We start from the raw sequence: 22573 nt of genomic DNA on the forward strand, positions 1-22573 counted from the left end.
GCGGATCGCCAAGAGTCGCATTGGGCCGATAGAGGCACGGGTCCGTGCTACCGTTCAGCCGATGTGTTGACGAGGTGCAGCTTGGTCGCGGGCGAAGCCCGCGGCATTGCTTTCTCAAACTCCGCGAGAATGCTGGCGCCGAGCTCTGAGGCGGGGATCGGCCGGCCGAAGAAGAAGCCCTGGACCTGATCACCGTTGGCCGCGTCGAGGAAAGCTGCCTGGTTGGCGGTCTCGACGCCTTCGACCGTCACCCGCATGCGCAGTTCCCGTCCGAGCGCGATGATCGCTTTTACTACTGTCCCGACCTGACAATGAGGGCCGTCGAGGCTCTGCATGAAGGCTCGATCGATCTTGATCTTGTCGAACGGAAAGCGCCACAGATAGCTGAGGCTCGAATAGCCAGCCCCGAAATCGTCCATCACGATGGCAACGCCCATCGTCTTGAGCGTCCGGAGCTGAGCCATGATCGTTTCGGTGTTGCCGAGCAGCAGGCTTTCGGTGATCTCCAGTTCGAGTCGGTGCGCCGCGAGTCCGGCGTCTTTTAGTGCGGCGGCGACGATGTCACCGATGTTGCCCGCCACGAACTGCACGGGTGACAGGTTCACTGCAACGGTCAGGTGCGCCGGCCAGGTCGCGGCCGTGCGGCATGCCTCCCGCAACACCCACGCCCCGATCTTGTCGATAAGCCGCAAGTCCTCGGCGACCGGAATGAAGGTCAATGGCGGAATGAGGGTTCCGTCCGCCGCGGGCATCCGGATCAGCGCTTCGAAGCCGGCAAGGCGGCGCTGGGATATTTCGAAGAGCGGCTGATAATGCAATTCGAAGCGATCATTCAGTACCGCGTCGCGAATCGCCCTCTCGAGCTCGATGCGCGCTTGTAGCTCAGTGTCCATTTCAGGCAGGAAAAACCGGATGCAGTTGCGGCCGGCTGCCTTGGCCGCGTAGAGCGCGAGGTCGGCACTCTTGAGCAACCGCTCGGCGGTGGTGTCTTCCCCCGTCGCCAGCGCCACGCCGATGCTAGCGGTGGTGAGGATCTCGTGCTGCTTGAATTTCACGGTCGCATTTACCGCGGCGGCGAGATGGCTCGCAAACGACTCGGCCTGAGCTTTGCCGGCGATCCCGCTCTGCACGACCACGAATTCGTCGCCGCCGAGCCGCGCCACCACGTCGTCGATCCTGGCCGCGGCGCGAAGACGCTTGGCGATGGACTTGAGCAGAAAATCGCCACTGTCGTGACCAAGCGAATCGTTGACCTCCTTGAAACGGTCGATGTCGATGAAGTGTACGGCAAGGCTGCCGCCCCGCATCGGCAGGCGAGCGATGGCGCTCTCCAGTTTTTCGATCAGCTGCGGGCGATTGGTCAGCCCGGTCAACGCGTCATGATGGGCGAGAAACCGGATGCGCCGGTCAGCGTGCTTCACCTTTGTTTCCCGATACCAGGCAATTGCGGGAATGGAGAAGGCGAGACCTGACAGCAGGCAAAGGAACACGGCCGCGGTCAGGAACGTATTGTGGACATTCTTGCGTTGCTCGGTTTCATCCACGTAGGCCGCAACGACAGCGGTGAGGCGACCGTCGGTCTGGACCGGGACATAGGCGCGGGCGAAGAATGCCGGTCGGTCGGGCGAATTTCCCTCCCTGACGTCGACGATCGGGAGACCGTCAACCGCTGATCGCGCCGCATCGGGGCTATATTCAGACAAGTCGACGAGCGCGATCTTTTCGCGGGTCGAAACGAACTGGGAGTAGCCATTACGGTTGAATATTTCGTAGTGAAAGACCTCGCCGGAATTTCGCGCCGACAGGAAGAACGCCATGCTCGCGGCGGAAGGCTGCTCGCCGCCGGCGATCTGCTCGAGATCGGTGACACTGGCCGCCAGGAACCTCGCCCAGCTACGAGCGGTCGACGTCGCATCTTGACGGAGAAGATGATCGGTCGTGATCTTCAGGGTCGTCCCGGCGCCCAGCAACAGAATGGCAAGCGCGGCGACGATGGTGACGATGTTTCGCTGAGGCCAGATACTGGCGAGTGACGGCATCAGTGCTACCGGGTCGATCGCATTTTCGTGAGCTCGGCCCGAACCGTTTTTAGCAGTTCGGCATTGCGCTCACTTTTCGAAGCCCAATCGTCGGCAACGGCCGCGAACACGGCATTGGCCGCATCGAGGTCCGACGGCGTGGGTATGGTCACCTGGCGTTTGGGATCGGACTTCAGCTCCCCCATAATGCTGTTTTCAACGGCTTCGTAGGTATCCATGAAACGTCCGGCAGACCACGCACCGCTGTATTTGAGGATGGTCGCCTGTGCAGGTTTCGGCAGCCGGTTGAATATTTTCCGGTTCATCAAAACCATCAGCGGTGCGCCGCTGATGCCAAGAAGGTAATGATAGGTCGCAACGCGTTTGATGCCGTAATCGACCAATGGAGATGGTGGTACCAGGGCGCCATCGATGCTGCCGCTGCCAATGGCTTCGGAGATCTTGGTGACCGGCAGAAATACGGGCCGCGCTCCGAGCTTTTCGAGCGCTGCGGCTTCGCCCGGATTGTTGACGCGAATTCTCTTGTCCTTCAGATCATTCAGCGACGTGATCGGAATGTTGCTGTGGATCGTCTCGGGCTCGGTGACATAGGCGCCGATCACCACGTAGTCGTCGTATCCTTGCAGCGCGCCGGCGGCCATAAGCCGGTTGAACACCGCAACGGACTCCCGCATGTTCGTAAACAGGCCGGGCATCTCGATGATTGCATTGTCTGCGAACCGGTTGCGAGTCAGTCCCGTCACGACGTAGGCGATGTCGGCCGTACCATCGAGCACGAGCTGGGGTTGCTCAGCCGGATCCTTTCCAAGCACGCCGCTGAAATAGGTCTCGATTTCGATCTGGCCTCTTGCCTCGGCGTTGACCGCGTCGACGAATGGCTTGACCGCAGCGAGATAACTCGTCGAGCGGTCGGAACTGGGGAAGGCCAATTTGAGCTTGACCGGTTCGGCGGCGGAGGCCGAAATCAACGCAAAAGAGATCACCGCGCATCGTGCAAGCAAACTAAGCATCGGTTTTCCGATCGTGGCGGCGGCGCGTCGAAACGCCGATTTGCTCGGTCCCTAACGAACCCCCATAGATAGAAATGCTTCAGAGAACTCTCCTAGATAGCACGCGGCGATCCGGGCGGCGACCAGATCGCGAATCGTAGTTTGAAGCGTGCTAACGCCGGCGAGACAATTGTCTGAGAGCGCGCGGCCGCGAGAGGGCAACCCAGCTAAAGGTGGACGTTATCAGCGCGCTGCCGGCAACACGCCGCTACGGCAGACCGCGCGCCTCGAGCTGATGCACCAGCAGCAGTGTCGGCTCGGCGAGGCTGTCGCCGGAGCCGTCGAGGCCGAAGGCGCTCGCGATGCCGTCGCGGCTGCGCAGCAGCGCGCTACGCGGACAATGGCCGGCGCCGCAGAGCGTCTTCTTCAGGGTTTCGCCCTGCGCCGTGATGCCGGCGGAATCATCCGCGGCCCAGGCCAGCACGATCGGGACGTCCACATTGAGGATGCCGGGGAAGACCGAGCGCTTGTTGTACTGGCTGGCGTCCCTGCCGAGATAGGCCTTCTCGCTGTCGCTGGCGTCCTTGCCGGCGCGGTAGATCCCGGACACCAGCACGACCGCCGCGACATCGGCGCGGTCGGTCTGGAGTTCGGGATGGGCCAGCAGGGTGGCGACGTGGAAGGCGCCGGCGCCGTAGCCGACTGCGACGATCTCGCGGGCATCGCCGTTGAATAGGTCGATATTGCCGTAGACCCAGGACAGCGCCGCCGCCACGTCGCTCGCACCCGCCGGCCACGTCGCCGAGGGCGCCAGCCGGTAGTTGACGCGCACGCCGATCATGTCGTTGCGCGCGGCAAAGCACATGGCCTGGTCCTGGATCTGGCGCGACAGCTCCGGCGCGGCGCGGTCGCCAGTGAAGGTGTCGCCGGTCACGAACAGCAGCACCGGCCGCGGCGTATCCGCCTTGGTCGTGGCGGTGGCGACATCGAGCACATTGGCTTCGCTCTCGCCGTAGCGCAGGCCGCGCGAGAAGGTGACCTGCTCGCATAGCCGCGCGGTGCCGCCTGCGGTGGTGTCGCTATCTGTGAGGCCGACCTGGACAAGATCGGACGGCGCAGCCGGCCGCGGCGGCAAGGGGCCGTGCGCGGAGGCTGCCGTCAGGCCCAGAATCAGAAAAAATGCGAGAAAATTCTTCATGTCGGTGGTGGCCCTGCGTGCCCGATATGGGCTCGCGCGTTTGGCCCGTCTTTTCAATTCGCCTTATTAGTTAGTTGGTCATGAGGCGATTTCGCGGCACCCATGGTTCTCTCGGCTCGTCCTCCACGCGTGGTTCAATTCCCCGACTGGAACGTGCAATCCGCCCCGCTGCCGTCCTTCCGGCGGATGGCATTGGGGTCGATCGTGCAGCTCAGCTTGGTCAGGCTCTCGAAATTCGATTCTGCGGCGCCGTCGGCCGGAATGCCGGCCAGAGCTTCGGTGGCGAAGATCTCGTTGGCCGTGGAGCCATTCACCGTCCGGGTCTTCTTGCCGAAGGTGACCTCGCAGTTCCGGACGGTGATGTCGACATTGCCGGCGCGACAGACGATTCGATCGGCGGTCACCATGATCGGCTTCTTGTAGGGAATGTCGCTGTTGGCGGCGAACAGCATCGCCATTGCCTTCTTCTCGGCGCCAGACAGGACCGACGACAGCGGCGCGATCACCCCCGCGAGCGCCAGCGCCGTCGCGCCCGAGACTTTTGCGGGCGTCGCGTCGGAGGCTCCCGCGACGCCGGAGGCGGCTGCGAGGACGAGGGTGCAGGCGAAGATCAATCGACCGGCTTTCATCTTCCCTCCCTGGACCTGCAATCGCGGCTTCCCTCCGAGAAGCGCGCGGAACCAGATTAGCATGTAAATCCGAATTGGAAGGCAAGTTCGCCTCGCCTCGCGCCTTCGCGCGCTACGGCTGTTTTGCTCCGAGGTGTCAAACGGTTACGCCGCGGGGCCGAGCCCCGCGCCGAGACGGCCGTTCTACTGTGCATGGGGTTGTTTTCGCGTTTTTTTGTTTGGCCGACCTGTCAGGCCTGCTTCATCGTCCGGAAGGTGATGGAATAGCGGCGCGCCTCGACCGGCGGGATGCTGTGCTCCCATTGCGACCGCGCCTCGCCGTCCATCATGTAAAGCGAGCGCGGCCGGGCTTCGAGCGTGTGGCGCTCCCATTTGTCGCCGCTACGGCGGCGGAAACGGAATTTGCAGGACGAGCCCAGCGACATGCCGAGGATTTTGTCGAAATGCGGCTTGTCGCGATGCCAGCCGATGCCGACGCCGGCTTCGTATTCGGTGCAGAGCACCTGCCGCACGCTGCCGCCGGCAAGCCCAGCCCATGCCTCGACCTGCCGCGCGACGGGCAGGACCCAGTCCGGGATCGGCTCGGCCTCGGCCAGCCGCTGCAGCGAATAGTCATAGCGATAGCCGAAGGACGCCACCCGGCGGTTGCCCTCGAAGGCGCCGAACTGGAAGCGCTGGAGCGGCAATGCTGCGATGCGGCCGATGAGCGCCTGCTCGACGGCGGTCTCGACGAAGTCATCGGCATAGCGAAGGCCGGCGGGCCCTGCGTGCGGATCGTCGAACAAGCCAAGCTGCGTCATTCCTCGCATTTCCGTGATGGAACCTAATGGTGGCTGATGCGACTTACATATGACGCGGAAAGTAACATGCGAGGCTGTCATGGCAGAGAAGCATACCGCCGATCCGGCAGAGATCATGCGGGCGACCGGTCATCCTGAGCTGGAATACGCAGCCGGCTGGACCATCGCCGGTCTGGTCACCATCGGCACCATCGTCGCCGCCTGGGTGTTCGCGATCTAGCCATTGGAAACTGCAGCTCGAACGCCGCGCCCTGATCGGTCGGCGTGAGCCTGATCGAGCCGCCATGGCTCGCCATCACCGCGCGCGCGATCGCCAGCCCCATCCCGGTGCCGCCCTGGTCGCGGCGCGTGGTGAAGAACGCGTCGAAGATCCTGTCGCGGTTCGGCGTCGAGATCGGCTCGCCGTCATTGCTTACCGTCACACGCAGGGTCGTACGCTCGTCGATCGCTTTCAGCCTGATTGTCCCAGCCTTGTGTCGCATCGCATTATCGGCGAGATGCGACAGCACGATGAGCGCCTTCTCGGCCGACATGCCGATCATCAGGTCGAGGCTGCCGCTGGCCTCTATCGAGCTCGCCGGAAATCGGCTCCTGAGGTCGGCAATCACCGGCGCCAATTCCGTGCGCTCGTTTTGCGGCAGGCTTTCGGCACGCGCGAGTTCGCGCAGCCGCTGCGCCATCGCTTCCAGCCGCTTTGTGTCGGACAGGATGTTGGCGATGAACGTCTCCTGCTCGGCCGGCGTCAGGCTGCCCGCTTTGCCCTGAAGCGTCCGCGTCGTGTAGATCACCCCCGCGACGTGGTTGTTGACGATGACAGGCATTGCCGAAAACACGTGGACGCCGAGGCCGCGGCCATCAATTCTACGGCGTCACCGCTCCGCGGGGCACGGCGCGTGGGGCGGTCAGCTCCTTCCACGTCGAATTGGCGACATGCACGGGCGAGAACGCCGGGCGCTCGACATAACGGCCGTCGCCGGCCTCGGCGCGCAGATCGCCGTCTTTCCAGACGATTCGGCCGCGCGACAGCGTCGCCGCCGGTCCGCCGGTGCAGGAAAACCCCTCGAACACGTTGTAATCGATCCGGCTCATCTGCCGCTTCGCGCTGATGGTCTTGCTCGCCTTGGGATCCCAAACCACGATATCTGCATCCGAGCCGACGGCGACCGCGCCCTTGCGCGGATAGATGTTGAGGATGCGGGCGATATTCGCCGAGGTGACTGCGACGAATTCTTCCTTCGTCAACCGTCCCGTGGCGACGCCCGCGGTCCACAGCAGGGCGAGGCGATCTTCGAGGCCGCCGGTGCCGTTCGGGATCTTTCTGAAATCGCCGAACCCGAACCGCTTCTGCTCGGTGGTGAAGGCGCAGTGGTCGGTCGCGACCACCTGCAGCGAGCCGGCTTGCAGACCGGCCCAAAGACTATCCTGATGCGACCTGTCGCGGAACGGCGGCGACATCACGCGCTGCGCGGCATGATCCCAGTCCTTGTTCTGATATTCACCGGCGTCCAGCAACAAGTGCTGGATCAACGGCTCGCCATAGACGCGCTTGCCCGCCGCACGTGCGCGCGCGATCGCCTCATGCGCTTCGCGGCAGCTCGTGTGCACGATATAGACCGGCGTCCCCGTCATGTCGGCGATCATGATGGCGCGGTTGGTGGCTTCGCCCTCGACCTCCGGCGGCCGTGAATAAGCGTGTCCCTCGGGCCCGGTGACGCCGCCCGCGATCAGCGCCTCCTGCATCAGGGCGACGACGTCGCCGTTCTCCGCATGCACGACAGGCATGGCGCCGAGATGGGCGCAGCGGGCGAACGAGTTGTAGAGCTCGTCGTCGTTCACCATGAGCGCGCCCTTGTAGGCCATGAAGTGCTTGAAGGTGTTGATGCCGTAGGTTTTGACCACGGTCTCCATCTCGTCATGGATCTGCTTCGACCACGACGTTACCGCCATGTGGAAGCCGTAGTCGGAGGCCGCCTTCTCGGATTTGTGTCGCCACTCCTGATAGGCCGCGAGCATCGGCTGGCCTGGATCGGGCAGGCAGAAATCCACCACCATGGTGGTGCCGCCGGCCAGCGCCGCCTTGGTCCCCGATTCGAAATCGTCGGCGGTGACAGTGCCCATGAACGGCATTTCGAGATGAGTGTGCGGATCGATGCCGCCCGGGATGACGTAGGCGCCGCCGGCATCGATGACCTCGCACCCCGTCGGCGCATCGAGCGATTGCCCGACCGCGACGATGGTCTCGCCGTCGATCAGCACGTCCGCGCGGCGCGAATGATCATGATTGACGACGGTGCCGCCGCGGATGAGGAGGGGCATTGGATGCTCCGGAGAGGAAAGTGGACCTCGCGAAGCTAAGCGCGCGGCACACGACGCGACAGGTGAAATTTTAGTCAGGCACGCCGACAGTTGAGCCGTGCTCTCTCGGCCCCTACGCCGCCCGCGCGATCAGCCCGTCAATCATCGCGCGCACCAGGCCCGCGATTTCCTTCCGGAGCGCCGGCAGCGGCACCGCGACCAGTTTCTGCTCCAGTCCCAGCGCCACCATGCCATGCACCGCCGAGAACAGGCTGCGCGCGGTGATGCCGAGCTCCTCCCGACTGCGTTTTGGAAATAGCGCGGCCAGCGGCTGGTAGACGTGGCGAAACAGCTGCAGCTGGTCGTCGATGGACCAGTCGGGGAGGGGCTTGTCGGCTGCCATGCGGTGCTCGAACAGAGCGCGCCACAGTTCGAGATTCTCCGCGGCGAAATCGCAATAGGCGAGAGCAATGCGGACCAGGGTCTCCTGCGGCGACGGCTCGCGCGCGCTTTCCGCCGCGCTCAGGGCCCGGTCGAGCCGAAGCAAAGTGCGCGAGCCCACGCGCAGGATCAGTTCATCGACATCGGCGACGAGATTGTAGACCGCGCCGTTGGCGCAGCCGATCTCGCGGGCGAGATCGCGGGTCTTTAAACCCGCCAATCCCCTGTCGGCGATCATTCGTTCCGCCGCCAGGATCAAATCGGATCGAAGTTTCTCTCGGCGTTCCAATGGCTTAGTCATCTGCAAACCAAATTCTTGAGCGTCGCTCAAATATTCCTTGAACGATGTTCAAGTTTCTTGCTACAAACCATCCGTGAGCAACGCTCATAACAGGGAGCTTCAGATGTTCAAGACCGTAGTGACACTTTTCCGCGGCAGCGTGGCCGCCGCCAGCGAGGAGCTGGAAGACCGGACGGCCCTTCTGATCCTCGATCAACAGATGCGCGACGCGGCCGCGGCCGTCGAGCGCGGCAAACGGACCCTTGCGCTGGCGATTGCGCAGGACCAGCAGGAAGCTCGCAAGCTCGAGGCGACCGTCGCCCGCATCGCTGATCTCGAGATGCGCGCGGTCGCGGCGCTCGACGGGGACCGCGAGGATCTCGCCAACGATGCTGCCGAAGCCATCGCGGGCCTGGAGGCCGATCGCGATGCGGCGCTGACGGCCCGCGCACTGTTCGCAACCGAAATCGCGCGGCTGAAGCGGCACGTCGCAAGCGCGCAGGCCCGCATCACCGAGCTCGACCGCGGCCGCCGCGTCGCCCGTGCCTCGGAAGCGGTGCGCTCGCTTCGCCGCAGCGGCATCGAGGCGGCACGCCCCTACGAATCCACGCTGCCGGAGGCGGAGAGCACTTTGAGGCGTCTTCGTGAGCGGCAGATGGAAGCCCAGGCCGCCGACGACGCGCTGGTCGAGCTCGATGCGGCCACCGGTCCGCTCGCCACCGCCGAAAAACTCGCCGAGCAGGGTTTTGGCCCCAGGCTCAAGACGACCGCGGACGACGTGCTGGCACGGTTGAAGTCCAAGCGCACGCCGACGGTCTGATCCCAAACCCATCATCATTCGAACCAACAGGAGACCATCATGAACCAGAATGGCCAGCCCCACAGCGGCGCCTGGGTGACTTTCACTTACGTGTCCTTCGCAGCCTCCGCCTTCCTCATCGCCATCGGCATCTTCTTCCTGCCGATCGACCTCTGGATGAAGGGTTATCTCACCATGGGCATCGTCATGTTGATCCAGACTTGCATCACCCTGACCAAGACGGTCCGGGACAACCATGAAAGTAGCCGGATGGTGAACCGCATCGAGGATGCCAAGGCGGAACGTCTGCTGATGGAAGTCTCCAAGGCGGCCTGAGAGGCATGACAATACGCAAGGAAGCAGCGGAGCAATTTGTTCCGCTGCTTCGCGCCGGATGCATTCCGTCAAACCTTATCGCGCCAGCGAAATGCAACCGAGCCATGACGGATCGCGCGGGCGTGCGCTCTTGCGCACCGGCAGCGGCCGGAGCACTCTGCACGAGCGGCACACAAAGAATGCCGCCAAAAAGATGTGCTTACAAGATCTCGGCGAGGAACTTCATGGCGGTGACGCGGATCGACTGCGACATCCACCCGGCGGTTGGTGGCACGCGCACGACGCTGCTGCCGTATCTCAGCGATCACTGGAAAGAGCAGGTCGTGAGCCGCGCCATCGACGGGCTCGATCTCACCTCCTATCCGCCCAGCATGCCGCTGGCGGGCCGCGCCGACTGGCGTCCGGCGAACGGCGCAAAGCCTGGTTCCGATCTTGCGATGGTACAGAAGGGCGCATTCGAGCAGTTGGGTGCCAGCCACGCGATTCTCAACGTGCTCTACGGCGCTCAGGCCGTGTTCGATCCCTACATGGCGGCCGACTTCTGCAGGGCGATCAACGACTGGATCGCGACTGAGTGGCTGTCGCGCGATGCGCGCTTGCGTGCCTCGATCGTGGTGCCGATGCAGGATCCGGATCTGGCGGTCGAGGAGATCGAGCGCCGCGCCGGCGATCACCGCTTCGTGTCGATCCTCGTGCTGGCGCAGGGCGAGACGCTGCTGGGACGCCGGCATTTCTGGCCGGTCTATCGGCTCGCGGAAAAGTACAAGCTGCCGCTCGCGATCCACGCCGGCACGCAATATCGGCAGGCGCCGAGCTCGGCCGGATGGCCGTCGCACCGCTACGAATATTACTTCGTCGAGGCGCAGGCATTTCAGGCGCAGATCCTGAGCCTGATCTATGAGGGCGTGTTCGGCAAGTTTCCGGACCTCAAGGTCGTGCTGATGGAATCCGGCGTGAGCTGGCTCCCGGCTTTCATGTGGCGCGCCAACAAGACCTGGCGCGGCGTGCGCGTCGAGGTGCCCTGGGTCGAGCGCGAGCCGGCAGCGATCATCCGCGACAGTTTTCGTGTCACAATGCAGCCGTTCGACGCGCCGGGCGACGCCAAAAGCGTCGAGGAGATCATCGACCAGATCGGCTCGGACAAGATGTTCCTGTTCGCGTCCGACTATCCGCACTGGCAGTTCGACGGCGACGATCCGATCCCGCCGGACCTGCCGAACAGCATCATCTCGAAGATGTGCGTCGACAACCCGCTGGAGACGTTTCCGCGGCTGTCGCTCGCCAACTAGACCGGAGTTTCGCATGAGTGACGTCATCGACCGCCCACTACGAGAAGACGAAAAGCCTGCCGCTTCGCGGCTGCGCATCGTCGATTGCGACGTTCATCCGAGCCTGCATTCGTTCGACGATCTCAACGAGTTTCTGCCAAAGCGCTGGCAGCAGCATCTGAAGGAATATGGCAGCCATTTGCGCACGCCCTATCTGTTCACCACGCCCTATCCGCGCTCTTCGCCGCTGATCGCGCGGCGCGATGCCTGGCCGCCGACCGGCGGGCCGCCCGGTTCGGATCTCGCCTTCATGCAGAAGCAGCATCTCGATCCGCTCGATGTCGAGTTCGGGATTTTGCAGGTGCTCGATCTCTTCATCTTCTCGCAGCAGAACCTCGAATTCGGCGCCGCGATCCAGCGTGCCATCAACGACTGGCAACTGGCGTTCTGGTCGCATCGCGACCCGCGCCTGAAGGCTTCGATCCTGGTCGGGCAGGACGGCGTCGATCTCGCCATTGCCGAGATCGAACGCTGCGCGAAAATCGGCGAATACGTCCAGATCAACGTCTCGCCGCGCGCCAACGAGCCGTTGGGCCGCCGCCGCTACTGGCCGATCTACGAGCGTGCCCAAGAACTGGACCTGCCGCTCGGCATCCATGTCGGCGGCTATGGCGGGCATGCGCCGACCGGTGGCGGCTGGCCGTCCTATTATGTCGAGGAGCACCAGTCCAACGCGCACACCATTGCGGCGCAGCTTGCCAGCCTCGTGATCGAGGGTGTGCCGGAGCGTTTTCCGAAATTGAAGTTTGTCTTTATCGAGGGCGGCTTCGGCTGGATCCCGTCCGCGGTGTGGCGAATGGACCAGCATTTTGAGCGGTTTCGCAGCGAGGTGCCGCATCTCAAGCGCAAGCCGTCGGAATATGTCCGCGAGCATTTCTGGTTCACGACGCAACCGATCGACGAACCTGACGAAGCCCGGCACCTGCGCTCGTTGATCGAATGGGTCGGCATCGACCGTCTCCTGTTCTCGTCGGACTATCCGCACTGGGATTTCGACGATCCGCGCTTTGCGTTCAAGACGCCACTGACGGAGGCCGAGCGAAGGAAGATCTTCAGCACCAATGCCCGCGCGGTCTACAAGTTCTGAGAAGGTCTGCACGGATGGCCCGTCACATCGTCGCGTCCACCTCGGAGATCCCACCCGGTGGCAACAAGGTCGTCGATGTCGCCGGCCGCGACATTGTCGTGTTCCACGTCAATGGCGAGTTCTTCGCTTTGCTGAACCGCTGCCCGCACGAAGGCGCGCCGCTGGAGAAAGCGGCCTGTGTCGCGCGACTGACCTCGCCCGAGCCCGGCATCTATCAGCGCTCGCGCGTCGGCGAGATGCTGCGCTGTCCCTGGCATGGCTGGGAGTTCGACATGCGCAACGGCCAATCCTGGTTCGACCCGAAGCGCGTCAAGATTAAGTCATATCCGGTCGCGGTGGAGCGAGGCGAGGAACTCCAGAAAGGCCCGTATGTTGCCGAGACCTTTCCGGTGCATGTCGAGGACAGCTACGTGATTGTCGAGGTCTGAGCAGCCGTTTCGGATTGTGATTTCGCCGCAGGTGGGATAAGCCTCGCCCGCATTTATGGCGGAGACGAGCTTTGTCGAAACAATCACTGCGTGAGGAGGCCGAGCGCCTGATCCGCGAATCGATGGAAAAGAAAACCGTCGTCGTCAAGCAGGGCGATACTCGCATCGAGGCCGTCTGTGGTAAATGCGGCGCCCCGAACCGTGTGCAGGCGCCAAAGGGCCAGACCCGCATCAAGTTCGCCTGCAAGAATTGCGGGCATCAGCAAGAGACGCTGTAGGTTTCTTCGCCCTCTCCCCCTGTGGGAGAGGGTGGCTCGCCGCATAGCGGCGAGACGGGCGAGGGGTTTCTCTCTGCGAGAGACACTGCTCCTGAATTTGCGGATGCAACCCCTCATCCGGCGCTTCGCGCCACCTTCTCCCACAAGGGGAGAAGGAAAAACGCCTAATCCCCCTTCACGAACTTCGCGAATGCATCCGCATGGTCCGGGTGCCAGCGTGACAGCGGCGGGCGGTTCTCCACGATGTCGCCGGCGGCCCACAGCATGCGCTTTTCATCGAGCGCGCGCGGGACATCGTTGTCCGGGCACAGAATGTAGAAATCCCCGGCCTCCAGCCGCGCCAACATGAAATTCACGGTCTGCTCGGCCGTCCAGGCGCCGGCCGGCTTCTCTGTGCGGCCCTTCGCGGTAAGGCCCGTAAAGACGAAGCCGGGAATCAGCAGATGCGCGGTGATGCGGCAACCCGCAGTGTTGCGCAGCTCGTGCTGGAGCGCTTCCGTAAAAGCTTTCACGCCTGCCTTGGAGACGTTGTAGGCGGGATCGCCGGGCGGGGTGGTGATGCCCTGCTTCGACCCGGTGTTGATGATGAGCCCCGCGCTGCCGCGCGCGATCATGTTGGGCGCGAAGGTGCGCGAGCCGTTGATGATGCCCCACATGTTGACGCCGATGATGCGCTGCCAGTTGTTGGGTTCGCCGAACAGCGTGCTGCCGGGCTGGATGCCCGCATTGTTCATGAGGATGTCGGTGCCGCCGAAGCGCTCGTGGACGGCGCGCTCCAGTTCCATCACGCTCTCGGCCTTGCTGACGTCAATCGCGAAGGTCATCACATGTGCGGCGGACGTGAGGGATGAGAGTCTTGTCGCGGCGTCCGCCAGCCGCGCCTGATCCACATCGGCGATACACACCTTCACGCCGTTTCGCGCGAAGGCTGCGGCGGCGGCGAATCCGATGCCGGACGCGCCACCGGTGATCACGGCAACATTGTCTTTGATGATCGCGGGATGTGGCATGGATCGGTCTCCGGGGAGGGGCTCGGTCGTGCTATAACATGGCACTCGCGCGACCCCGCACAAGTCGGCATGGGAGGTGTTCGTTCCGCGCCGACTCTACGCCTCTACTTTACGCCTGTCCGGCATCGCAGTATTCTATCGATCAACGATCCCACCCAGATCGAACCAATCAATCATTGACAGGGAGTTCAGCCATGGCTGTGTCGCAGGCTATTCCGATCACGCGCCATCCATTCGCCAACGGATCCTACAAGCAGATGCTGATCGACGGGAAGTGGGTCGATGCTGCCTCAGGCAAGCGCTTCGAGACCCACAACCCCGCGACCGGCGAACTGCTCGCAACAGTGGCCGAGGGCGACAAGGAAGATATCGATCGCGCAGTTGCTGCCGCTCGCCGCGCCTTCGAAGGGCCCTGGAGCAAGGTCAAGCCGTTCGAGCGGCAGAATCTGCTCCTGAAGCTTGCCGACTTCGTCGAGAAGAATTTCGACGAATTGTCGCAGCTCGACACGCTCGACATGGGCGCGCCGCTCAGCCGTACCCGTGCCTATCGCCTGCGCGCCGTCGGCATGCTGCGCTATTATGCCGGCCAGACCACCGCGATCCATGGCGAGACCATCGAGAACTCGCTGCCCGGCGAAATCTTCTCCTACACGCTGAAGGAGCCGATCGGCGTCGTCGGCGCCATCATTCCCTGGAATGGTCCGCTGACTGCGACGATCTGGAAGATCGGTCCGGCGATCGCGACCGGCTGCACCGTCGTGCTCAAACCGGCCGAAGAAGCGCCGCTGACCTCGCTGCGCATCGCCGAGCTGGCGATGGAAGCGGGCGTTCCGCCCGGCGTCATCAACGTCGTGCCTGGCTATGGCGAGACTGCGGGCGCGGCGCTTGCCGCACACCACGACGTCGACAAGGTTGCCTTCACCGGCTCGCATGTCACGGGCCAGTCGATCATCCGCGCCTCGGCCGGCAACCTCAAGCGCGTCTCGCTCGAGCTCGGCGGCAAGTCGCCGGACATCGTGTTCGCGGATGCCGATCTCGATGCGGCCGTGCCGGGCGCTGCGATGGCGGTGTTCGCCAATTCGGGACAGATCTGCAGCGCCGGCACCCGGCTTTTCGTCGAGCAGTCGATCTATGAGGAGTTCGTCGGCCGCGTGGCCGAGTTCGGCAAGAAACTGCAGGTCGGCAACGGCCTCGATCCCAACACCCAGATCGGACCGCTGGTGTCCGAGCAACAGCTCGAGCGCGTCACCAGCTATCTCGACATCGGCCAAAAGGAAGGCGCGCGGGCGCTTGCCGGCGGTGGCCGCGTCACCGAAGGCGCGCTTGCAAAAGGCTTCTTCGTCTCGCCGACAGTGTTCGCGGGCGTCCAGGACAATATGCGCATCGCGCAGGAGGAGATCTTTGGTCCCGTCATTTCGGCGATCGCGTTCAAGGACATGGACGAGCTGGTCAAGCGCGCCAACGCCACCACGTTCGGTCTCGGCTCGGGCCTGTGGACGCGGGACGTCAGCAAGGCGCATGCGGTCGCGAAGAGGCTCCGTGCCGGTTCGGTGTGGGTGAACTGCTACCAGGCGATGGACCCGGCCGTGCCCTTCGGCGGCTACAAGATGAGCGGCTACGGCCGCGAATCCGGCAAGCAGCACGTCGAGGAATATCTCAACGTGAAGGCGGTGTGGATCAAGACGGCGTAACACTGGTCTTTCCCGCGTTCCGCGGGAGGGAATATCTGCTTTTGCAGGGGCGGCGCCTTCTCTCGGTAGCCGCCCCTCGCTATATGATGCGCATCCTTCCTTCGCCATTCGAGGCCAGCATGAAATTCGAGGCGTTGTTTCAACCGTTGCAGGTCGGTCCGTACACGCTCGCGCATCGCGTCGCGATGGCGCCGTTGACGCGCATGAGGGCCGAGCGCGAGAGCTTTTCGCCGCGGCCGCTCAACGCCGAATATTACGGCCAGCGCGCCACCCAAGGCGGCCTGCTCATCGCCGAGGCCTCGCCCGTGCTCTCGCACGGCCGCGGTAATCCAGCGACGCCCGGCATCTATTCGGAGACGCAGATCGCGGGCTGGCGCAAGGTGGTCGACGCCGTGCACGCCAAGGGCGGCATCATCTTTCTCCAGCTCTGGCACGTCGGCCGCGTCTCGCATTCCTCCTTCCACGGCGGGGAGCTGCCGGTCTCGGCCTCCGCGATCCCGATCAAGGCCGAAGGCATGAAGGCGATGACTGCCGACGGCAAGATCTCCAACTATGAGACGCCGCGCGCGCTGGACACGGATGAAGTCAAGGGCATCGTCGAGGCCTTCAGGCAGGGTGCGAAGAACGCGCTGGCCGCCGGCTTCGACGGGGTCGAGATCCACGGCGCCAACGGCTATCTGCTCGAGCAATTCCTGCAATCACGCAGCAACCAGCGCACCGATCAATATGGCGGTTCGATCGAGAACCGCGCGCGGCTTCTGCTCGAAGTGACCGAGGCCGCGATCGACGTCTGGGGCGCGGGCCGCGTCGGCGTGCGGCTGTCGCCCCACGGCATCGCCAATGATTCCGGCGAGCCCGATCCGATGCCGCTCTACACGCACGTGGTCAACGCGCTCGACAAGCTCGGTCTTGCCTATCTGCATTTCATCGAACCGCGCTCCAGCGGCTCGGGGCGCGCCGAAGTCAACTGGCAGAACGTGCCGTCGGCGATGCTGCTGTTCCGCCCGCTCTACAGCGGCGTGCTGATGACCGCCGGCGGATTTACCGGCGAGACCGCGAACGCCGCCATTGCGGAGGGGCATGCTGACATCATCGCCTTCGGCCGCATCTTCATCTCCAACCCCGATCTGCCGCTCCGCCTGCAGCACGATTACCCTCTCACGCCGTATAACCGTGCGACGTTTTACGGTGGCGAGGAGAAGGGTTATACGGATTATCCCGCGTACGACGAACTGACGCCGGTCTGACACTGCTGTAGCCCGGATGAGCAAAGCGATATCCGGGGTTCACTCAAGCTCTGGTCTTCCCGGATGTCGCTTCGCTCATCCGGGCTACAGAGTTATTGTGTTGCCCCGACTGACACCACGAACTCCGTCATTGCGAGCGCAGCGAAGCAATCCAGACTGCCTCGGCGGCAAGACTCTGAATTGCTTCGCTGCGCTCGCAATGACGAGAGGAGAGACAATGGCCAAAGCCGCAGCCGCCGCAGGTATAGCCACCGGCCAGTGCCTCTGCGGCAGGGTTACCTTCGAGATCGACGTTCCCGCACGCTGGGCCTGGCACGATCACTCCGCCGCCAGCCGTCGCGCCCACGGCGCCGCCTATGCAACCTATGTCGGAAGCTGGAAGAAGCGGTTTCGCATCACCGCAGGTAAGACGGCGCTGACGCGCTACGAGGACAAGGCAACGAAGACCGCGCGCAGCTTCTGCGCGCATTGCGGCACGCCGATCGCATATGAGCGCCCGCGCGGGCCGCATATGGTCAACATCCCCCGTGCGCTGTTTAGGGAACGCACCGGCCGCCAGCCGCTCTATCACATCGCGATCGAAGAGCTGCAGGAATGGACCTATACCGGCGAGCCGCTGGTGCCGCTGAAAGGCTTTCCCGGTGTGGTCTGGCAGCGCTCGAAAAAAAAGAAGCGGGCGAGCGGCGAGGATCCGTTCGAGTTGGGGCGCGAGGAGATGTAGCGCTGTCCCACGCAACGCAGCCATGACCGCGCTTCCTTGCGCGCCTCCCGCGATTTCGGCCATCATGCTTTTTGCCTTGCGGCAACGTCCGCCTCTGGAGGAAACATGAAGAACAAGATCACCGGCCGCTCCGCCTTTCTCGCGTTGCTCAAGGACGAGGGCATCACGCATCTGTTCGGCAATCCCGGCACCACCGAGCTGCCGATCATGCATGCGCTGAAGGATCACCCTGACCTCGCCTATGTGATGGCGATGCAGGAGAGCCTGGTGGTGGCGATCGCGGATGGCTATAGCCGCGCCTCCGGAAAGCTGGTCGCCTGCAACGTCCATGTCGCGCCCGGCCTCGGCAACGCGATGGGCTCGCTCTACAACGCCCAGTTCACGGGCACGCCGATGATCCTGACCGCGGGCCAGCAGGAGCAGGGCCACGGACTGATGGAGCCGGTGCTGTATGGGCCGCTGGTGCGCATGGCCGAGCCGCTGGTGAAATGGGCGGTCGAGGTGACGCGGCTCGAGGATCTGCCGCGCATCGTGCGCCGCGCCGCAAAAGTCGCAACCACCCCGCCGACCGGGCCGGTGTTCATTTCATTGCCCGGCGATATCCTCAACAGCGAGGCAGGGATCGATCTCGGTCGCTCCACCCGCATTGACGCTCGCACAAGACCATCGGATGAGGCACTGAAGGCGTTCGCCGCCCGACTGCTCAGGGCCGAGCGTCCCGTGATCGTCACCATGGACGAAGTGGTCAAGAGCGATGCGCTGATGGAGGCCGCCGAACTCGCAGAACTACTCGGCGCGGCTGCCTACCAATCCTCGACGCCCTATGGCTCGCACTTCCTCTCGGAGAGCCCGAGCTTCGTCGGCACGCTGGCACGTGTCCAGAAAGTCGCGCGCGACACGCTTGCGCCCTTCGACCTCTTGATCGCGCTCGGCGGCGATCCCTTGCGGATGTCGGTCTACAGCGAGGTCGACGCGCTGCCGGAGGGCCTTGGCATCGTGCAGATCGGCCTCGGCGATTGGGAGATCGCCAAGAACTACGGGGCTGAGATCGCGCTGAAGGCGGATTTGAAGGAAACGCTGCGCGCGCTGATCCCGGTGTTGAAGGAGATGGGCGGCGCTGCCCTGGCGAGCCGCGCGAAGCAACGGCTGACCGAACTCGCGCCGAGGAACTGGACCGCGCGGCGCACCGCGCTGGTCGAGCAGATCGGCAAGGCCGCGGACCGCAGCCCCATCGATCCGGACTGGCTGGTGCTGCAAATGGTCGAGGCCATGCCCGCTAATGCCATCCTCGTGGACGAAGGCCTCACCTCGAGCCGCCAGATCACGGCCTTGCGTGCGCACCGCGATCGCTTCGGCTATCACGGCCTTGCCTCCGGCGGCATCGGCTGGGGCCTGCCGGCCTCCGTCGGCGCCAGCATCGCCAATCCCGATCGCCCGGTGGTCTGCTTCTCCGGCGACGGCAGCGCGATGTATTCGATCCAGTCGCTGTGGACAGCGGCGCATCACAAGCTGCCGCTCAATGTGGTCATTGCCAACAATGGCGGCTACCGCATCATCAAGCAGCGCCTGCTCGCCTTCCACGGCGACGACAATTACGTCGGCATGGATTTTGTCGATCCGCCGGTGGATTTCGCGGGCGTGGCTAAGGCGCTGGGATGTGAGGCAATCAAAGTCAGCGATCCCCGAGAGTTGAAGGCGACGCTGGCGTCGGCGTTTGGCCGGCCGGGGACGAAACTGATCGAGGTGATGGTGGACGGGAAGCTGTAGGGCAGCGTCACCTGCGGCATTGGTGCCGCCACATTATCAGTCGTGATCACCCGCGAAGGCGGCTGATCCAGTATTCCAGAGCCGGCGGTGATTGAGTCGAGACGCTGCGGCGTACTGGATGTCCCGGTCAAGCCGGGGCATGACAGCGTACCTAGCGGCGCTACCCCTTTCTCCCCACTCTGAACCCTGCCGCCGGATGCGGCGCACCTAGCCGCGCCCGCCCCTCGCCGAACAGCTTCTCGCGTAGCGTGCCCTGCGCGTACTCCGCCTTGTACCGCCCGCGTCGCGTCAGCTCCGGCACCAGCATGTCGGCGATGTCCTCGAAATCGCCGGGTGAGATCGCGAAGGCGACGTTGAGGCCGTCGACATCGGTCGCCTCGAACCACGCCTCGATCTTGTCCGCGACCATTTCCGGCGTGCCGACCACGACGGGACCTGCGCCGCCGACGCCGACATGCTCGATGACGTCGCGCACGGTCCAGACGCGATCGGGATCGGCGCGGGTGACGTTATCGAGTGCGCTGCGGCCGGCATCGTTCTGAACATGGCGCACCTGCTGATCGAGCTCGTAGCCGGAGAAGTCGATTCCGGTCCATCCCGACATCAGCGCCAGCGCGCCTTCCGGGCTGATGTGGCGGCGATAGTCGGCATATTTTTCGTTCGCTTCGGCTTCCGTCCGCCCGAGGATGATCGTCATCATCGAGAACATCAGGATTTCCGCCGGATTGCGGCCGAACGCGGCGGCCTCCTGACGGATCGCCGATACGCGCGGCGCGATCACCTTGGCTGACGGCCCCGACATGAACACGCATTCGGCGTGCCGTGCCGCGAACTGCCGTCCGCGCGGCGAGGTGCCGGCCTGATACAGCACGGGCGTCCGCTGCGGCGACGGTTCGCTCAGGTGGATGGTGTTGTTGATGCGGTAGTTCGCGCCCTCGTGGTTGACGCGATGGACCTTTGTGGGATCGGTGAAGATGCCGCGCGTGCGGTCGCGCAGCACGGCGTCGTCCTCCCAACTCCCTTCCCAGAGCTTGTAGACGACCTCCATATATTCGTCCGCGATCTCGTAGCGGTCGTCGTGCCCGATCTGCTTGTCCTTGCCGGCGCCGCGCGCGGCGCTGTCGAGATAGCCGGTGACGACGTTCCAGCCGATACGCCCCTCGGTGAGATGATCGAGCGTCGACATCCGCCGCGCGAACGGATAGGGCGGCTCGAAGGAGAGATTGCTGGTGACGCCGAAGCCGAGATTCTGCGTCACGGCGGCCATTGCCGACAGCAGCAGCAGCGGATCGTTCGAGGGCGACTGGGCTGCGTTGCGCAAGGCTGCGTCAGGACTGTTGCCGTAGACGTCATAGACGCCGAGCACGTCGGCCAGGAACAGTCCGTCGAAACGGCCGCGCTCCAGCGTTCTGGCAAGATCGATCCAATAGGGCAGGCGGTTATATTCGGCAGTGCGGTCGCGCGGATGGGTCCACAAGCCCGGTGATTGGTGCGCGACGCAATTCATCGCAAATGCATTGAGCCTGATCTGCTTGGCCATGATGGTCCCCCGGCGCCCTGTACCGGGCGCTCTTCGAATGATAGAGCTGCGCCCGAACTTGGCGAAGTTCTTGCATATAGCGCGACGTTGGCAAGGCCAAAATCAGCGGCGCTGCCGCGCTTGGCAAGCCAATCTCAAGAGAGCAAGAACGAAATCCCAAGACTATCGAAGTCCCCGCCACTTTCGGAGGCCTGCCCGTATCGGGTATGCTCCTTCGCCTCGCAACCTAAAAAAGAAAATAATGACCAGAGCCGATGCCATCGCCCGCGCCCGTGACGATTTTGAATCGGGCGCGTTCCTCGCCGAACTCGACCGCCGCGTCGCCTACCAGACCGAGAGCCAGAATCCGAACCGGAGCGTCGAGCTGCGCGCCTATCTGGAACAGGAGATGGTGCCCGCTTTTGCCGCGCTCGATTTCGAAAGCCGGATGATCGAATCTCCCAGCGGCAAGGCGCCGTTCCTGTTCGCCGAACGCCGCGAAAGTGAGACGGCGCCGACCGTGCTGATCTACGGCCATGGCGACGTCGTTGACGGGATGGAAGGCGAGTGGCGCGACGGCCGCGATCCCTGGCGCACCACGGTTTCGGGCACGCGTCTCTACGGTCGCGGCACCGCCGACAACAAGGGCCAGCACAGCATCAACATGGCGGCACTCCGCGCGGTGCGCGAGGCCCGCGGCGGCAAGCTCGGCTTCAACGCCAAGTTCATCCTCGAGATGGGCGAGGAGATCGGCTCGCCGGATCTCGGCAAGGTCTGCGATCTCAATCGCGATGCGCTCAAGGCCGATCTGTTCGTGGCCTCCGACGGGCCGCGCCTGTCCGCCGACCGTCCGACCCTATTCCTCGGCTGCCGTGGCGGCATCCGCATTCATCTCGATGTGAACCTTCGCGACGGCGGCCATCACTCCGGCAATTGGGGCGGTGTGCTCGCCAACCCAGCGACCATTCTGGTCAACGCGATCTCGACGCTGGTCGACGGCCACGGCCGCCTTCAGCTGGACGCGCTGAAGCCGCCGCGCCTCACCAACCAGATCCGCAGCTATCTTGCGGACGTGCAGGTGGTGCCGACCGAGGACGAGCCGGCGTTGGCCGAGAACTGGGGCGAGGAGGGTCTTTCGGCGGCCGAGCGGCTCTATGCCTGGAACACGCTCGAAGTGCTGGCGATGTCGTCGGGAAACATCGAGAAGCCGGCCAACGCCATTCCCGGCCACGCCAATGCCGTGCTGCAACTGCGCTTCGTGGTCGGCACCAAGGTCGACGGCCTGATCGAAGCCGTCCGTGCGCATCTTGTCGAAAGGGGTTTTCCGATGGTCGAAGTGCGGGCCGCACAGAGCTTCGCGGCATCGCGCACCGATTTCGACAGCCCCTGGATCGCATGGGCGGCGAATTCGGTGAAGGAGACCACCGGCAAAGTGCCGGCGGTGCTGCCGAATTTCGGCGGCTCGCTGCCCAATGACGTGTTTTCCGAGATATTGGGCCTGCCGACGATCTGGGTGCCGCACTCCTATCCCGGCTGCTCCCAGCATGCGCCCAATGAGCACATCCTGCTGCCATTGACCGAAGAGGCCTTGACGGTGATGGCCGGCCTGTTCTGGGATCTCGGGGAATTGCCAAGCCCGCTAACAAGCCCGCTAACGCGCCCGCCGGCCTGAGCCGTTAACCGGAGCCGCG

General features: G+C 64.0%; 21 protein-coding genes and 1 pseudogene. 12 read left to right on the plus strand and 10 right to left on the minus strand.

Annotated elements, in window-relative coordinates; translation table 11 throughout:
* Nucleotides 1-47 precede the first annotated feature (47 nt).
* From IVB54_RS04645 to IVB54_RS04665, 5 genes are all read right to left on the minus strand, one after another.
* Complete coding sequence (locus tag IVB54_RS04645) at nucleotides 48-1970, minus strand: EAL domain-containing protein (RefSeq protein ID WP_245288368.1); 1923 nt, start codon at nucleotides 1968-1970, stop codon at nucleotides 48-50.
* 74 nt (nucleotides 1971-2044) lie between these two features.
* The gene (gene dctP, locus IVB54_RS04650; RefSeq protein WP_247299323.1) at nucleotides 2045-3022 is read right to left on the minus strand and encodes a TRAP transporter substrate-binding protein DctP; all 978 of its coding nucleotides are present in this window, start codon (nucleotides 3020-3022) and stop codon (nucleotides 2045-2047) included.
* A gap of 274 nt (nucleotides 3023-3296) precedes the next feature.
* Complete coding sequence (locus IVB54_RS04655; protein ID WP_018453363.1) at nucleotides 3297-4226, minus strand: carboxylesterase family protein; 930 nt, start codon at nucleotides 4224-4226, stop codon at nucleotides 3297-3299.
* A 134-nt stretch (nucleotides 4227-4360) separates the two neighbouring features.
* Nucleotides 4361-4855 (minus strand): hypothetical protein, encoded by a 495-nt coding sequence (locus IVB54_RS04660; protein ID WP_247777085.1) that lies wholly within the window; start codon nucleotides 4853-4855, stop codon nucleotides 4361-4363.
* Nucleotides 4856-5085: 230 nt separating this feature from the next.
* Entirely contained in the window at nucleotides 5086-5655 is a 570-nt protein-coding gene (locus IVB54_RS04665; RefSeq protein WP_018453365.1) for an alpha-ketoglutarate-dependent dioxygenase AlkB, read from the minus strand.
* Nucleotides 5656-5734: 79 nt separating this feature from the next.
* Here IVB54_RS04665 and IVB54_RS04670 point away from each other — a divergent pair, with 79 nt between their 5' ends.
* Nucleotides 5735-5875: a hypothetical protein gene (locus IVB54_RS04670; RefSeq protein WP_007597071.1), complete on the plus strand. Its 141-nt coding sequence runs from the start codon at nucleotides 5735-5737 to the stop codon at nucleotides 5873-5875.
* Here the strand turns inward: IVB54_RS04670 and IVB54_RS04675 are convergent.
* From IVB54_RS04675 to IVB54_RS04685, 3 genes and pseudogenes are all read right to left on the minus strand, one after another.
* A pseudogene (locus IVB54_RS04675) lies at nucleotides 5832-6506 on the minus strand (HAMP domain-containing sensor histidine kinase); the annotation flags it as partial. The gene IVB54_RS04670 and the pseudogene IVB54_RS04675 overlap by 44 nt on opposite strands.
* A gap of 10 nt (nucleotides 6507-6516) precedes the next feature.
* The gene (gene hydA / locus IVB54_RS04680; protein WP_018453367.1) at nucleotides 6517-7971 is read right to left on the minus strand and encodes a dihydropyrimidinase; all 1455 of its coding nucleotides are present in this window, start codon (nucleotides 7969-7971) and stop codon (nucleotides 6517-6519) included.
* Between the two features lie 112 nt (nucleotides 7972-8083).
* The gene (locus tag IVB54_RS04685; protein WP_026232519.1) at nucleotides 8084-8692 is read right to left on the minus strand and encodes a TetR/AcrR family transcriptional regulator; all 609 of its coding nucleotides are present in this window, start codon (nucleotides 8690-8692) and stop codon (nucleotides 8084-8086) included.
* Nucleotides 8693-8795: 103 nt separating this feature from the next.
* Between IVB54_RS04685 and IVB54_RS04690 the strand changes: the two genes are divergently transcribed.
* The 6 genes from IVB54_RS04690 (at nucleotide 8796) to IVB54_RS04715 (ending at nucleotide 12927) form a co-directional block, all read left to right on the plus strand.
* Nucleotides 8796-9491 carry a PspA/IM30 family protein gene (locus IVB54_RS04690; RefSeq protein WP_018453369.1) on the plus strand — a complete coding sequence of 232 codons (696 nt, stop codon included), beginning with the start codon at nucleotides 8796-8798 and terminating at the stop codon, nucleotides 9489-9491.
* A 39-nt stretch (nucleotides 9492-9530) separates the two neighbouring features.
* Entirely contained in the window at nucleotides 9531-9806 is a 276-nt protein-coding gene (locus tag IVB54_RS04695; protein WP_007615098.1) for a YiaA/YiaB family inner membrane protein, read from the plus strand.
* Nucleotides 9807-10030: 224 nt separating this feature from the next.
* Entirely contained in the window at nucleotides 10031-11095 is a 1065-nt protein-coding gene (locus IVB54_RS04700; protein WP_018453370.1) for an amidohydrolase family protein, read from the plus strand.
* 13 nt (nucleotides 11096-11108) lie between these two features.
* Nucleotides 11109-12221: an amidohydrolase family protein gene (locus IVB54_RS04705; protein WP_085385450.1), complete on the plus strand. Its 1113-nt coding sequence runs from the start codon at nucleotides 11109-11111 to the stop codon at nucleotides 12219-12221.
* Nucleotides 12222-12235: 14 nt separating this feature from the next.
* On the plus strand, nucleotides 12236-12649 hold the full coding sequence (locus IVB54_RS04710; protein ID WP_018453372.1) for a Rieske (2Fe-2S) protein: 414 nt from the start codon (nucleotides 12236-12238) through the stop codon (nucleotides 12647-12649).
* A 71-nt stretch (nucleotides 12650-12720) separates the two neighbouring features.
* On the plus strand, nucleotides 12721-12927 hold the full coding sequence (locus tag IVB54_RS04715; RefSeq protein WP_007615092.1) for a hypothetical protein: 207 nt from the start codon (nucleotides 12721-12723) through the stop codon (nucleotides 12925-12927).
* 164 nt (nucleotides 12928-13091) lie between these two features.
* Here IVB54_RS04715 and IVB54_RS04720 read toward each other — a convergent pair whose 3' ends face one another.
* Nucleotides 13092-13937 (minus strand): SDR family NAD(P)-dependent oxidoreductase, encoded by an 846-nt coding sequence (locus tag IVB54_RS04720; RefSeq protein WP_018453373.1) that lies wholly within the window; start codon nucleotides 13935-13937, stop codon nucleotides 13092-13094.
* Nucleotides 13938-14131: 194 nt separating this feature from the next.
* On the opposite strand from IVB54_RS04720, the gene IVB54_RS04725 reads away from it, so the two are divergent.
* From IVB54_RS04725 to IVB54_RS04740, 4 genes are all read left to right on the plus strand, one after another.
* Nucleotides 14132-15628 carry an aldehyde dehydrogenase family protein gene (locus IVB54_RS04725; RefSeq protein WP_247777086.1) on the plus strand — a complete coding sequence of 499 codons (1497 nt, stop codon included), beginning with the start codon at nucleotides 14132-14134 and terminating at the stop codon, nucleotides 15626-15628.
* Between the two features lie 119 nt (nucleotides 15629-15747).
* The gene (locus tag IVB54_RS04730; RefSeq protein WP_026232520.1) at nucleotides 15748-16875 is read left to right on the plus strand and encodes an alkene reductase; all 1128 of its coding nucleotides are present in this window, start codon (nucleotides 15748-15750) and stop codon (nucleotides 16873-16875) included.
* Nucleotides 16876-17092: 217 nt separating this feature from the next.
* Nucleotides 17093-17596, plus strand: coding sequence for a GFA family protein (locus tag IVB54_RS04735; protein ID WP_018453376.1), 504 nt, complete (start codon nucleotides 17093-17095; stop codon nucleotides 17594-17596).
* Nucleotides 17597-17701: 105 nt separating this feature from the next.
* Complete coding sequence (locus IVB54_RS04740) at nucleotides 17702-19363, plus strand: thiamine pyrophosphate-binding protein (protein WP_018453377.1); 1662 nt, start codon at nucleotides 17702-17704, stop codon at nucleotides 19361-19363.
* Nucleotides 19364-19523: 160 nt separating this feature from the next.
* Here the strand turns inward: IVB54_RS04740 and IVB54_RS04745 are convergent, their stop codons facing one another.
* Nucleotides 19524-20903: an LLM class flavin-dependent oxidoreductase gene (locus tag IVB54_RS04745; protein ID WP_018453378.1), complete on the minus strand. Its 1380-nt coding sequence runs from the start codon at nucleotides 20901-20903 to the stop codon at nucleotides 19524-19526.
* 241 nt (nucleotides 20904-21144) lie between these two features.
* On the opposite strand from IVB54_RS04745, the gene IVB54_RS04750 reads away from it, so the two are divergent.
* The gene (locus tag IVB54_RS04750; protein WP_018453379.1) at nucleotides 21145-22554 is read left to right on the plus strand and encodes a M20 family metallopeptidase; all 1410 of its coding nucleotides are present in this window, start codon (nucleotides 21145-21147) and stop codon (nucleotides 22552-22554) included.
* The last annotated feature ends 19 nt before the right edge of the window (nucleotides 22555-22573 follow it).

The organism is Bradyrhizobium sp. CW1 (assembly GCF_023100665.1).
Classification (GTDB): Bacteria; Pseudomonadota; Alphaproteobacteria; order Rhizobiales; family Xanthobacteraceae; genus Bradyrhizobium; species Bradyrhizobium canariense_D.

Excerpts from the sequence above, each read along its gene's own strand:
- IVB54_RS04655 (WP_018453363.1), bottom strand. The coding sequence starts at position 4,226 with ATGAAGAATTTTCTCGCATTTTTTCTGATTCTGGGCCTGACGGCAGCC.
- IVB54_RS04660 (WP_247777085.1), bottom strand. The coding sequence starts at position 4,855 with ATGAAAGCCGGTCGATTGATCTTCGCCTGCACCCTCGTCCTCGCAGCC.
- IVB54_RS04665 (WP_018453365.1), bottom strand. The coding sequence starts at position 5,655 with ATGACGCAGCTTGGCTTGTTCGACGATCCGCACGCAGGGCCCGCCGGC.
- IVB54_RS04670 (WP_007597071.1), top strand. The coding sequence starts at position 5,735 with ATGGCAGAGAAGCATACCGCCGATCCGGCAGAGATCATGCGGGCGACC.
- hydA (WP_018453367.1), bottom strand. The coding sequence starts at position 7,971 with ATGCCCCTCCTCATCCGCGGCGGCACCGTCGTCAATCATGATCATTCG.
- IVB54_RS04685 (WP_026232519.1), bottom strand. The coding sequence starts at position 8,692 with ATGACTAAGCCATTGGAACGCCGAGAGAAACTTCGATCCGATTTGATC.
- IVB54_RS04690 (WP_018453369.1), top strand. The coding sequence starts at position 8,796 with ATGTTCAAGACCGTAGTGACACTTTTCCGCGGCAGCGTGGCCGCCGCC.
- IVB54_RS04695 (WP_007615098.1), top strand. The coding sequence starts at position 9,531 with ATGAACCAGAATGGCCAGCCCCACAGCGGCGCCTGGGTGACTTTCACT.
- IVB54_RS04700 (WP_018453370.1), top strand. The coding sequence starts at position 10,031 with ATGGCGGTGACGCGGATCGACTGCGACATCCACCCGGCGGTTGGTGGC.
- IVB54_RS04705 (WP_085385450.1), top strand. The coding sequence starts at position 11,109 with ATGAGTGACGTCATCGACCGCCCACTACGAGAAGACGAAAAGCCTGCC.
- IVB54_RS04710 (WP_018453372.1), top strand. The coding sequence starts at position 12,236 with ATGGCCCGTCACATCGTCGCGTCCACCTCGGAGATCCCACCCGGTGGC.
- IVB54_RS04720 (WP_018453373.1), bottom strand. The coding sequence starts at position 13,937 with ATGCCACATCCCGCGATCATCAAAGACAATGTTGCCGTGATCACCGGT.
- IVB54_RS04725 (WP_247777086.1), top strand. The coding sequence starts at position 14,132 with ATGGCTGTGTCGCAGGCTATTCCGATCACGCGCCATCCATTCGCCAAC.
- IVB54_RS04730 (WP_026232520.1), top strand. The coding sequence starts at position 15,748 with ATGAAATTCGAGGCGTTGTTTCAACCGTTGCAGGTCGGTCCGTACACG.
- IVB54_RS04735 (WP_018453376.1), top strand. The coding sequence starts at position 17,093 with ATGGCCAAAGCCGCAGCCGCCGCAGGTATAGCCACCGGCCAGTGCCTC.
- IVB54_RS04740 (WP_018453377.1), top strand. The coding sequence starts at position 17,702 with ATGAAGAACAAGATCACCGGCCGCTCCGCCTTTCTCGCGTTGCTCAAG.
- IVB54_RS04745 (WP_018453378.1), bottom strand. The coding sequence starts at position 20,903 with ATGGCCAAGCAGATCAGGCTCAATGCATTTGCGATGAATTGCGTCGCG.
- IVB54_RS04750 (WP_018453379.1), top strand. The coding sequence starts at position 21,145 with ATGACCAGAGCCGATGCCATCGCCCGCGCCCGTGACGATTTTGAATCG.